At 61.2% G+C, this 12,841-nt stretch carries 7 protein-coding genes; 5 read left to right on the top strand and 2 right to left on the bottom strand.

Annotation, left to right across the window (positions count from 1 at the left end; all coding sequences use genetic code 11):
* Positions 1-77 precede the first annotated feature (77 nt).
* The gene (locus OHL13_RS18145) at positions 78-1,175 is read right to left on the bottom strand and encodes an L-rhamnose/proton symporter RhaT (protein ID WP_263411529.1); all 1,098 of its coding nucleotides are present in this window, start codon (positions 1,173-1,175) and stop codon (positions 78-80) included.
* Between the two features lie 167 nt (positions 1,176-1,342).
* On the opposite strand from OHL13_RS18145, the gene OHL13_RS18140 reads away from it, so the two are divergent.
* From OHL13_RS18140 to OHL13_RS18120, 5 genes are all read left to right on the top strand, one after another.
* On the top strand, positions 1,343-2,557 hold the full coding sequence (locus OHL13_RS18140; protein ID WP_263411528.1) for a TIM barrel protein: 1,215 nt from the start codon (positions 1,343-1,345) through the stop codon (positions 2,555-2,557).
* A gap of 49 nt (positions 2,558-2,606) precedes the next feature.
* Positions 2,607-3,695, top strand: coding sequence for a substrate-binding domain-containing protein (locus OHL13_RS18135; RefSeq protein WP_263411527.1), 1,089 nt, complete (start codon positions 2,607-2,609; stop codon positions 3,693-3,695).
* A gap of 48 nt (positions 3,696-3,743) precedes the next feature.
* Positions 3,744-7,235, top strand: coding sequence for a DUF4450 domain-containing protein (locus tag OHL13_RS18130; protein WP_263411526.1), 3,492 nt, complete (start codon positions 3,744-3,746; stop codon positions 7,233-7,235).
* A 94-nt stretch (positions 7,236-7,329) separates the two neighbouring features.
* Positions 7,330-10,089, top strand: coding sequence for a glycosyl hydrolase (locus tag OHL13_RS18125; RefSeq protein WP_263411525.1), 2,760 nt, complete (start codon positions 7,330-7,332; stop codon positions 10,087-10,089).
* Positions 10,090-10,139: 50 nt separating this feature from the next.
* Positions 10,140-11,351, top strand: a complete 1,212-nt coding sequence (locus tag OHL13_RS18120; protein WP_263411524.1) for a glycoside hydrolase family 88/105 protein — start codon at positions 10,140-10,142, stop codon at positions 11,349-11,351.
* Between the two features lie 68 nt (positions 11,352-11,419).
* On the opposite strand, the gene OHL13_RS18115 is transcribed toward OHL13_RS18120, so the two are convergent.
* Positions 11,420-12,760 carry an oligogalacturonate lyase family protein gene (locus OHL13_RS18115; RefSeq protein ID WP_263411523.1) on the bottom strand — a complete coding sequence of 447 codons (1,341 nt, stop codon included), beginning with the start codon at positions 12,758-12,760 and terminating at the stop codon, positions 11,420-11,422.
* Between the last annotated feature and the right edge of the window lie 81 nt (positions 12,761-12,841).

Raw genomic sequence — 12,841 nt, 5'->3', positions numbered from 1 at the left:
CAACCTGGTCATACCACTCGCTTGCACTTTCCGCCTGCCTCATTTCCAGCGAGACAGGCGGCTGTGTTGTTCAATGTTTAGTGCGCCGAACGGTAGTTTCCGTAACCCACAATGATGGTGGAAAGAATCAGCAGACCCACGCCGCAGGCCAGCACACCTTTGGCGCGCGGACTGGCATGCTTCCACTCCTTAAGGCTTACGCCCCAGATGGCGGCGAAGATGATGATGGAGGCCATGTGCAGTGTCCAGCTTGAGAAGTCATACTTGCCCATCTTCGTCTGCCCCATGGAGTAGAAGAAGAACTGGAAGTACCAGATGATGCCCGCCGATGCCGCGCAGAGATAGTTCTTCATCAACTGGCCGCCGGAGAGCTTCTGTTCGCCTCCGGCTTCGGGGTCGGCTACCGCGCCTGCAAGCTGGCCTGCCGAGCGCTTCCGCACGATCAGCCACACGGACCAGAGAAGGTTGGTCGCAAAGCCTCCCCACAGAACAACAATCAACACAGGCAGGTTCTGCCACAGGTCGAGCCGTCCGTTGGCCTTCAGATCCGCGGCGGCAATGTCGCCAATCGGTTTGCCCGCGGCAAGACCAAAGGCGAAGAAGGAACTCATGATGCCGGCAAAGACCGCCACGATGATTCCCTTGCCGAAGGAAAGATCTTTCTGCTGGGCGGTGACAGGCACATCGTCGGCGGTATCGCGGTCCTTGTAGTATCCGGCGAGTCCGTTGACGGCAATGGCCAGCAGGCAGACGCCGATGCCGCCGAGGATGATCTGTCCGCCGGTCTGGCTGGCGATGGCGCCCAACTGGCCTTCCAGCATGGGAGGCATCAGCGTTCCGAAGGCCGTGCAGAACCCCAGGGCAACAGCGTAGCCGAGTGCGATCCCAAGATAGCGGATGGCAAGGCCAAAGGTGAGTCCGCCAACGCCCCAGGCAATGCCGTAGAGGACGGCGTGAGTCACGGCCTCGCGGGGTGAGCGGGCCAGGATCTCACTCACATGCGGGACGAAGATCCAGGCAATCAGGGCCGGCGCGATCAGCCATGCGGCCACACCCTGGATGATCCAGTAGATCTCGAAGGACCAGCGCTTAATGGCGCGAAACGGTATGAAATTGCTGGCTGAGGCAAGGCCGCCAAGCCAGTGATAAAGAACGCCAAGCAGAGGTCCGGGCATGAAAACTTTCCTTTACGTGCAAGAAATCGGTGCGGCATACTGAGGCACATTTCGGGCGCAACCATGAGAGCACATTTATCCATTAGATGAACAGTTTCAAATATGAACCATCGTTCTGGTAGTATGTGCGATGGCAGTACACAAGACCATTTCGAAGGACCCTGACCATGGAACGCAGCGTGACCTCTCTTCCGCAGGAGCATAAAGAGCGTGTTTGGCGGGCGCTCGACGGACTCCAAATCGAGATTCCATCGTGGGGCTTTGCGAACACCGGAACGCGCTTCGGCAAGTTTATTCAGCCGGCCGCCGCGACCAACCTGCAGGAGAAGTTTGCCGATGCCTCCGAGGTGCACCGCCTGACCGGCATTACGCCGACCGTCGCCCTGCACGTACTCTGGGACCTGCCCGAGGGCGAGGCCAGCGTTGGTCATGTGAAAGAGTTGGAGCAGACCTACGGCATCCGGTCGGGCTCCATCAACCCGAACCTGTTCCAGGACCAGGAATACAAGTACGGCTCGCTGTGCAACCCAGACCCCGCCGTGCGCGAGAAGGCCGTGGAGCACATGCTGACCTCTGTCCGTATTGCCAGGGAGCTGGGCTCGCGTGATATCTCGCTGTGGGTTTCGGATGGATCGAACTACCCCGGCACACAGAGCATCTCGCGCCGCATTGGCTGGCTGGAAGAAGCCCTGAAGGCCACACACGCCGAGATGGCACCCACGCAGCGGCTGCTGGTAGAGTACAAGCCGTTTGAGCCGGCTTTCTACCATACTGACATTGCCGACTGGGGCATGGCTTACTCCCTGGCGAAGGCGGCCGGGCCGCAGGCCGTGGTGCTGGTCGATACCGGCCACCATGCGCTGGGCACCAACATTGAGCAGATTGTGGCCTGGCTGCTGCACCTGAACATTCTTGGCGGCTTCCACTTCAACGACCGCAAGTTTGCCGACGATGACCTGACCATCGGCTCCATTGATCCGTACCAGGTCTTCCGCATCTTCCACGAGATTCTGAGCTACAAAGCCGCGAACGACCTGCACGAAGACCAGATCGCCTACATGATTGATCAGAGCCACAACCTGAAGGGCAAGATGGAAGCCATGGTGCAGACCGTGATGCAGGCACAGGAACTGTTTGCCCGCGCCGCCCTGGTAGACCAGGCGCTGCAGGCTGAACTGCAGGATGCCTGCAAGCTGGTTGAGGCAGAAGAGCACTTCCGTGGCTGCTTCTATACGGACGTTCGTCCGCTGGTAGCGGAGTGGCGCCAATCGCGTGGCCTGCCGCCCAACCCGCTGGAGGCACTGCGTACCAGCGGCTACGTGGAGAAGATTACCGAAGAACGCGCCGCAAAAAACAGCAATACCCAAAGCTCCTATGCCTGAAGCCTAGGCTCGACTAGTATGGTTCCTTCATAATGAAAGGGACCAGAACGTGGCACCCAAAGGCAAAAGCCGGCAGCTGTACCTGATCCCTGTGCTCTCGAAAGCACTCGATATCCTCGAGATGCTGCAGCAGAGCCAGGGAATGACGCTGGAGTCTATCCATAAGCAGACGGGCATCTCTAAGACCACCGTCTATCGCATTCTGAAGAGCTTTGTGCACCGCGGCTATGTGTCGCAGAGCGCCGATGGCGCTTACCGTCACGTCACGCGGCAGAAGAAGCTGCGCTTCGGCTTTGGCAGCCAGAGCAGCGAGATGCCCTTTGCCATTGCCGTGGAGCAGAGCCTGCGCAAAGCCGCGGCCGCCGTTGGCGTGGATCTGCTGGTGCTGGACAACAGCTACGACGGTGCGACGGCCGTAGCCAATGCCGAAAAGTTTGTGCAGAGCCAGGTCGATGTGGTCATCGAGTGCCAGATTGACCAGCATGTGGCACCCATCATCGCCGACCGCATCGCCGCGGCCAATATCCCGATGATTGCCGTGGATATTCCTCACCCTCACGCCATCTACTTCGGTGTGGATAACTATCGCGTGGGCCATGCCATGGGTGAGGTGCTGGCCGAGCATGCCCTGGAGCGCTGGAAGGGAAAGATCGACTGGATTATCGGTCTGGATCTGGCCGAAGCCGGCCCCATGGTGCAGAGCCGTATTACCGGAGTCTTCGAGTCGCTGCGCAACCGCATGCCGGATACCCCGGTGGAATGTTTCGTCCGTGTGGATACACGCGGACTGCGCGATAAAAGCTCGACCGCGGTACTTGAGTTCCTGAAGCGCCACCCCAAGGACAAGCGCATCCTGATTGCGGCGGCCAACGATACTGCTGCGCTCGGAGCCATTGATGCCGTCCGCAAGCTGGGCCGCGAAAAGCAGGTGGCCGTGGCTGGCCACGATTGCGTGGAAGAAATGCTGGTGGAACTGCGCCGTCCGGATTCGCCGGCAATTGCCTCGGTCTCGCACGAGGTCTCGCAGTATGGCGAATACCTGATGCGGCTGGGCCTGTCGTTGCTGCGCGGTGAGATTGTGCCACCGTATAACTTCACCCAGTACGAAGTCATCACGCGCGAAAATCTGCCCAGTTAGGCACCGGGGTTTCGTCACGGAAACAGTTTCTGATTTACCGTCTACGTGATGGACCCATTGTGGACTCGCCGCCGCTTTGTGCGCACAGCCGGATCGCTGAGCGCGCTGGCCACTCAACATCCCATGCTGCGCTGGGCAACGGCCCAGGAAGGCATCCCTCCGCCGTCTTCGCAGGCCCATTCGCCGGAGATCACCTCCGGCAAAATGGTGCCTCTGCTGTTTGAAAACACGGCGCGCCCCATGCGCTACACACCGGAGCGAGTCGGCTTCTTCATCCGCAATGGAAGCGAGTTCTTCAACCGGCCACTCTACGGGCCAAACATCCCCTTCCGCGTGGACGGTGGCGATCTGCCGGAGTTTTCTCTCTATCTGCCAGGGCATGGCGGCAACCTGCGGCTGGGCCTTGCGAAGGGAGAGCAGGCGAAGTGGCTCTTCGCCTTTGAGACGGTCATTGCACGCTATGTGGAGGGCCGGCTGGAGTATGAGTTGCGCGATGCCTTGCTTGGCGCGAATGGAGTACTGCATCTGGAGGTGCTGACGGTTGGCGCTGGCTTTGCCGTGCAGGCGCGTGGTTCGTCGCTCCCTGCCGATCTTTCCCTGACCTTTGCCTTCGGTGGTGTCAGCGGACGCAAGGGTCAGCGCAACGGCGACATTGGTTGCGAGTCCGAACCGGTGACGCAGTTCTTCCAGCTTCGCCCGGAAGAGGCCGCGAACAACCAGTGGACGCTGCGCGGGACCGAGGCTGAGGTCGTCTCCGGCAAGTTCAAGCTTGTAGTGCACACACCGCGAAATGCTGCCTTGAAACTGGGCCGCGCCGCAGACTGGAACGCGGGTTGGCAGAAGCTGTGGGGCAACGACGAGACCTCTCCCGCGCAGCCGGTTCTTCTGGGGAATATTGCCCTTGGCGACGCGCCGCTGTTGCTTGCCGTCCATGCGGTGGAAGGCGTCGTCCAGCCACCGAAGCCGGCCTCCGGCGCTGTTACTCCAGCGGACTTCGCCAGCCGCCGCGAAGATCTGGCAAAAACTGCCTCTGCCATGCACTGGGAGACCGGCGATGCCTATCTCGACAGCATGGCGCCCGCGCTTTGCATGGCCGCCGATGCCATCTGGGACGAAGCGCAGGGCTGTGTGATGCATGGCGCCGTGGCGTGGCGCAATGCCCTGGCGGGCTGGCGCGGACCGTATGCGCTGGACGTGCTTGGGCAGCACAACCGCATGCGCCGCCACCTGCAACGCTGGCTGGCAAAGCAGGATAAATCCCCTGTGACCAACGGCAGCGGAGGCACCTACGGCAGCAAGGGCTTCATGGATATTCAGCCCGCAACCGGGGCTCCAGACAAAGGCAGCCACGATGCCCGCACGGAGAATCTGCTGCATTCCAACGGAGACCTGGGCCATAACCACTACGACATGAACCTGGTCTTCTTCGATGCTCTTCTGCGGCATCTGCGCTGGACCGGGGACATGGAGTTTGCACGTACGGCATGGCCCGCGCTGGAAGCCCATGCTGCATGGGAGCGCCGCCTCTTCCGCCGTAACTATGCAGCGGAGGGCGAGCTCGAAGCTCCGCTGTACGAGGCCTATGCCGCCATCTGGGCCAGCGATAACCTGCAGTACAACGGCGGCGGAGCGGCCCATAGCTCCGCGTACAACGTCTTTCTGAATCGCAACCTGGCACAGCTTGCGCGGCAGTTGCATCTGGCCGCCGAGGTCGCCGCAAGCTATGACTCCGAGGCCGACGCGATCGTCCGCGCCATGCGCACGCACCTGTGGATGCCCGAACGAGGAGCCTTTGCCGAAAGCCGCGACTGGATGGGCGAGCGCACGCAGGCCGAAAGCCCAGCATGGTGGACGGTGTATCACGCGCTCGACTGCGAGTTCGCCTCCGCCGAAGAAGCGTGGCTGATGGCGACCGACCGGCTGCACGCAATTCCGAAGGTTCCTGTACATGGCCCGGGTGTGCCTGCGGATGTCGGTTGGCAGATTGCCTGCTCTGACTGGCAGCCATACGTGTGGTCGCTCACGCTGCTGGTCACGGCGGAAAACCTGCACACCGCACTCGCGTTATTCCAGGCAGGCATGGCCGACGACGGCTATGCTCTGCTGCGCGGCACACTGCTGGACGCAGGCTTCCGCGGCCTGTGTCCCGGCAACTTCCCCATGTCGCTGCAGATGGACCCGCACCGGCAGGAGTCGCAGCGCGACTTCGGCGACCCCATCGGCTGTGCGGCGCGCGCCATCACAGAAGGCTTGTGGGGCGTCCGGCCTGACCTGCTCCGTGAAGAACTGCGCCTTGCGCCGCAACTGCCGCTGGACTGGACCAGGGCTGCGCTGAAGCACCCCGAATTGCAGCTAACGTACACGCGCGAGGGCAATCACGAGCACTGGAAGATCACACCGCGCCTGCAGAAGGCCGCCACGCTGCATCTGCGCCTGCGCGCCCGCACCACGGAGCTGCCCACCGTCACCGTGAACGGCAAGCCCGTACATGGACGCTTTGACCAGGACGCCATCGGCGAACCGAGGCTTCTGCTTGGCCCTCTGCCCGCGCAGGAGACATTCGACATCGCGCTGCATTGGCATGGGGATACACCACGCAAGGCGCCTGCCGCCATCCACCTCGCCGCCGGGCAACCGATCGTATGGCCCGCCGGCATCGACAGTTCACATCTTGACGACCCGCTGGGTTGCCTTACACGCCGCGTACCCGGCAAGTACACCATCTTCGCGCAGCAACAGCACGGCGCGTGCCGCTACCGGCTTCCGGTAGAGATTGCCTTTGCAGAGCCGAAGAAAGCCCCGACCGTTGCTGCAGCAACACGGTATGAGCCCATCGCACTGGAGACCTGCTTCAACGGCCACACCCGCGAGATCTTCACTCGCGATTACAGCAGGCCCCGCTCCGGACTTACATCTTTGAACCTGCCCAACGGCCTGCTGGGCGGATGGGCGAACTTCGATGTCCATGCTGAGATTGATGATGCCGGTCTGCGCAACGCGGGCGGTATGCTGCGGCTCGACAAGGATGTGCGTTTCCGCACACCGCAGGGCGAGGCGAAGAACTGCTGCTACCTCTCGCAATGGGCTATCGACTCCCCGCGCCTCAAGCTGCCGCTCGACGGCACGGCGCGGTCGCTGCATCTGCTGCTGGCCTGCACCACCTTTCCGCAGGCAACATGGTCACGCCACGCTACTGTTACCGTCCACTACACCGATGGCCACAGCGAAGCGACCGAGCTTCGCAGCCCGCGTAACTGGTGGCCCGTTGAGCAGGACTACATGCTGGATGACTACCTGTTCCGCCTCGGCGATGATCCTGCGCGAAGCCTGCCCATGCGGGTTGACCTGCGGACCGGGAAACCGCGCACGCTTACCGTGGAGAACCTGCGCGGCAAACCCCAGCGCGGCGTGCCGGGCGGATCGGCTTTCGTTCTGGATATTCCACTGGACCCGGCGCGCACCCTGGCATCGCTCGATCTGAACTGCGAACTCTACGGTGTTGTGCTGGGACTACTTGGGGCAACGTTGGGCAGAGATTAAAAGCACGTATTCGCCAATTCTGGAATTGTTTACCTATTGACACTGATAGCCCCGCTTCACTACAGTTCGCACCTGAGGGAGTAAGCTCGCGAGCATGAAACGTCTACCCTGCAAACAGCTGCTCCTACCGGCGGCGGCTGCCCTGGCCTTTGCCTGCTGCCATGTCTCTGCGCCTGCGCAGGCCGCACCGTCGTTGCAGACCATCCAGAAGGACTTTCTGAATCCACCGGATGCTGCCCGGCCGATGGTGCGCTGGTGGTGGTTTGGTCCGGCAGTCGAAAAAGCCGAGATCCTGCGCGAGTTGCAGCAGATGAAGGCTGATAACATTGGCGGCGCGGAGCTGGCCTTTGTGTATCCCGAGGCGCTGGACGACCCGGCCACGGGCCTGAAGAATTTTTCCTTCCTGTCACCGGAGATGCTGGACGCGGTGAACTACGCGCAGGTGGAAGGCCGTAAGCTGGGCCTGCGCATGGATGTAACGCTGACCAGCGGCTGGCCCTACGGCGGACCGACGACCAACCTGCATAACGCTGCAACCCGGCTGAAGACCGTACCGGTTGCCCTGCCAGCGGGAAGTGTCAGCGTTGCCGCACCCGCGCTGAAAGAAGGCGAGAGTGTCCTCGCCGTGTCTGTGGTCAACGGCACGCCGGAGAAGTGGGATGCCACGACCGCGGAGACGGTGAAGCTGGAAGCCGGCAGCGTCAAAGTAGCCCCCGCAAATACGTCCCGCACCGTGCTGTTCTTTCTCCAGAGCCATACCGGCCAGATGGTGAAGCGTGCCGCTGTGGGCGCGGAAGGCTGGGTGCTTGATCCATTCAGCAAGGAAGCTGTTGCGGCCCATCTGAAGAACGTGGGCGAGCCGCTCATCAAAGCCTTTGGCAGCACGCCGCCCTACGCCATCTTCTCGGACTCACTGGAAGCCTATGGCGCGGACTGGACGCCTACGCTGCCGGAAGAGTTCAAGAAGCGTCGCGGCTATGATCTGCTGCCCCATCTGGCCGAGCTGGTTGCCGGCAACACGCCAAACGGTATCAACCTGCGCCATGACTGGGGCAAGACGCTGACCGAGCTGGTGAACGATGCCTACCTGGTCCAGATCCAGGCATGGGCGAAGCAGCATGGAACACGCTTCCGCTCGCAGACATATAACGAGCCCGCCGTCTCGCTCTCAAGCCAGAAGCTGGTCGCGTTGCCCGAGGGCGAAGGCCCGCAGTGGCGCGGCTTCTCCACGCTGCGCTGGGCAAGCTCCGGCAATCACCTCTTCGGCAACAACGTCACCTCGGGCGAGACCTTCACCTGGCTGCACTCGCCGGTCTTCCGCGCCACGCCGCTCGATATGAAGGCCGAGGCCGACATTGACTTCATCATGGGCGAGAACCTTCTGGTCTTCCATGGCTGGCCCTATTCCGCGCCGCAGGCAGGCGAACCCGGATGGTCGCTGTACGCAGCGGCGGTCTTCAATGACCACAATCCCTGGCACCCGGTCATGCCGACGGTGAACCACTACATTACGCGGCTCAGCTATCTGCTGCGCCAGGGCAAGCCCGCTAACCAGGTGGCCGTTCTTCTGCCGACCGATGATGCATGGGCCGCCTTCCGCCCGACCAAGGTAAGCGTGACCGTGGCCATGCAGGACCTGCTGCCCAAGGAGATGCTGGGCGGTATTCTCTCTGCCGGCTATAACTATGACTTCACCGACGCCGACGCCATCAACAGCCTGGGCGTACAGCACAGCATCCTGCTGGTTCCGCCGACCGATCGTATTCCGCTGGAGACGTTGCGCAGGATTGCCGCATGGAAGGCCAGGGGCGGCAAGGTGGTGTCTTACAAGCAGGCGCCGACGCTTACGCCCGAAGGCAAACCTTCGGAAGAGCTCAAGAAGCTGTCTTCCGCGCTCTTCCCCGCTGTTTCCAGCTCGGTCGACCAGTTAACCGATGCCTTGCACATGGCAGCGGCGCCCGACCTGAAGCTCGACGTCGCAAAGGATGCTGACCGCAACGTCATCGGCTTCATCCGCCGCAAGCTGCCGAATGGCGATGTGTATTTTGTAACGAACACCAGCAACCGCGAGATCAAGGCGACGGTAACCCTCGCCACACGCTACACCGATGGTGTTGTACTTGATCCTGAGACAGGAAAGACTGGCTGGGATATTATCTCGCCGAAGTCCATCGAGCTGACGCTGGCGCCGTATGAGTCGCGGACCTATCTTTTCGGAGCGGGTTTTCATGCTCCGGCAGGCAAAAGCGGCTTCGTTACCGCGAAGAAGCTGGACCTGAGCAAGGACTGGTCCGTCAAGTTCACCGGCACGGGGAAGACCGAAACACTGGCCGCGCTGAAGGACTGGACCGCGGACGAAGCTACGCTGCACTACTCCGGCGAAGCCGTGTACACACGCAACGTCACCCTCGACCAGAAGCCAACGCAGCCGGTTTATCTGCATATTGCCGGTGGTGCGCCGGAGCCGGGTGCGCCGGATGCGCCGCGTGAGGAAGAACATCACAATGTTCCGAACCCCATGGTGACGAAGACTGGCCCCGGGACGCATGCGTGGTATGAACCACCGGTGCGCGAAGGCGCCCTGGTCTTCGTCAACGGCAAGCCTGCGGGCGCGCTGTGGCATCCGCCCTATCGTCTGGACATCGCTCCTCTGCTACAGGCCGGCGAAAACAGCATCGAGATTCGCGTTTACAACACGGCCATCAATGCGTGGGCCGCATTGCCACCCCGTGATTACAAACCGCTGATCGCCAGATATGGCGACCGTTTCCAGATGCAGGATCTCGACAAGGTAAAGCCGGTGCCCTCGGGACTTCTGGGAGCTGTTGAACTGGAGTTTCAGGAGCACCCGTAAGCCAGCAGCCCAAGCCACAACACGCATACAAACGAGGAATCACGCACCCCATGAAGACATCACTCTTTCTTCGCACCAGCGCTGCATCGCTTGCTCTTGCCGCCGTCTCGGCCTTCGCGCAGCAATATCCCAAGCCAACGCCTGAGATGCAGGCCATTATCGATAAAGACAACGGGAGGCACTTCGGCACGTCGCCCGAAGACCCTGGACCGAAGGCCACGGATATCTCGCCTGCACTGACGCCTGCTGCCATCGACAAAGTGGTGCGCAAGGTGGCTGACTGGCAGTTGAAGGAGTCGCAGCCGTACTTCGACAAGATCTGGACCTGGAGCGTGATGTACAGCGGCTACATGGCCGCGGCCGATGCCCTGCATGAGGCGAAGTACCGCGATGCCATGGCGGAGATGTCGAAGAAGTTCGAGTACCAGCTTCGTAATCCTGAGAAGCTGCCGAACGCCGACGATATCAGCATCGGGCAGACCTATGCCGAGCTGTATCTCGACGGTGGCAAGAAGGACAAGGCCATCATCGAGCCGATGACGAAGACACTGGAAACCGTAATGCCGCTGGAAACGCTGCGCCCGGGCGACGCGCGCATTCCATGGTGGTGGTGCGATGCCCTGTTCATGGCACCGGCGGTATACACGCGCATGTACGCCGCTACCGGTGAACACAAGTACATTGACTACCTGAACGCACAGTGGAAGCGCACCTACGATCTGCTATGGGACAAGGACGAGCACCTGTACTGGCGTGACGACAGCTTCATTCCCAAGCGCGGTCCTGGCGGCAAGAAGGTCTTCTGGTCGCGCGGCGAGGGCTGGGTGGTTGCCGGCCTGGCACGCACGCTGCAGTACCTGCCAAAGGATGATCCGCGGCGTCCGTTCTACGTGCAGCAGCTGAAGGAGATGTCGGCCGCTGCCGCCGCACTACAGGGCAAGGATGGCCAGTGGCACGCCAGCCTGCTGGACGCTGAGCACTTTCCGCAGCCCGAGACCTCCGGCGCGGCGCTGTTCGTCTACGGCATGGCCTACGGCGTTAATGAAGGCATTCTTGACCGCGCCACCTATATGCCTGTGATCACGAAGGCATGGGCTGGACTGCTGACCAATGTCTACGCGGACGGCCGCCTGGGCAACATCCAGCAAACCGGTTCCGAGCCTGCCTACTATCGCCCCAGCGCCAGCTACACCTACGGCGTGGGCGGCTTCCTGATGGCCGGCAGCGAGCTGCACCGCATGGTTACGATGAAGAAGAAGTAACCGCGCAAATCCGAACATAGAAGAAGGCACCCCACGCGGGGTGCCTTTCTTTCTTTGCTCGCAACAGGCTACTTTGCCTTATCGATCTCCACACCGAAGACATACGTCGGTCCGAACATGTTCGAACGGAAGATGACCATCTTCATATCCGGCGTGAAGCTCACATTCGGCTCCAGCGTGTAGTTGTGCTTGCTCATGTTGATGAGCTTCTCCGATTGGAAGACCCACGACTGCACAAGATCGGGACCGTCCATCATGCCCGGCGTCTCGATCTTCTTCGTATGGAAAAGATAGATCCACTCTCCATCGGGAGCGCGCGCCACCTGGTGCGGATCGCCACCGTCGCCGGTGAACAGGCCGGTCTTCTCGTTCACGTTGAAGTGAATTGACCACTCGTTGCGGTCCATGTGATACCAGTTGCGCTTACCGGTCTCCAGGTTGACAGAGGCCAGCCAGAAGTCCTCGCCCTTGGGCGTCTGCAGATCGTAGTAAACGGTCTTGCCGTCCTGGCCCCAGAACTCGTGTCCGGCAATCTCCATGGCCATGGTGCGCTTGTGCATCAACTGGTTGTGCGTGCCGTCGGTCCAGATTGTCCAGATGCGATCGACCTTCTGCCAGGGACCTTCATGGCAGTACATCAGCAGCTTGGGATCGCTGGGCGAGAAGAGCAGGTGGTTCACCCAGTCCGTCGAATGCAGCAGCGGGGTTACCTTACCGTTGCGCAGGTCCAGCGTGTAGAGCACCAGCGGAATACGCGCCGCCAGACGGCGCTCCATCATCTCGCCCTTGTTGCGCGGCTGGTCCAGCGGGCTGGTCTGCGTTGTTCCGCCAGCGGCCTGTGCTGCAGGCGTTGCACCGTTACGACCGTACTGCTCGTTGGGTTTCTCAACTTCGTCATACGTGCCTGCAGCCAGCGTTTCATCGGCATTCACGCTGACGATGTTGCCGCGGGGAGGCAGCTTGGCCAGGAAGGTCGTCTCGCCAGTATCCACATTGGTCTTGTAGACGGCGCGTTCATCGTTCTTTACGTAGAAGATGCTCTGCGTTTTATGACCAACCTCAAGCGTGTGTACCTTGCCCTTCACCACGCTGCGCGTCTTGTGCGTGGCCAGGTCCAGTACGGAGATACCTTCCGGCGTGGTGTAGACCATCTCCTTGCCATCCGGAGTGTAGGCATTCACGTTGAAGTAAAAGCTGGCGGAGCCGGGCTCATCGGTCAACCGCGTCACGCGATGACCAGTGTCCTTATCGATCCACGTCTTTGGAGGATGAGCAATTTCGTCCGGAGTCGGACGTTTTTCAACGGGACGGCGGTCATCGGGAACGTTGAAGTCCTGCGCGGCAGACAGTGCCGGACACAGCATCATGCCAACGGCAAGGGGGGATATCAGTGCGGCCAGAGAGCGCATGCAACATAACTCCTGCGATACAGATTGTGAGACAGAAAAGTGGGCCCCGCATGACTTGCGTCGTGCGGGGCCCGTTAGGTT

The organism is Terriglobus tenax (assembly GCF_025685395.1).
GTDB lineage: Bacteria > Acidobacteriota > Terriglobia > Terriglobales > Acidobacteriaceae > Terriglobus > Terriglobus tenax.
Note: the sequence above shows the minus strand (reverse complement) of the source record. Positions and strands in the feature narration are given on the sequence as shown.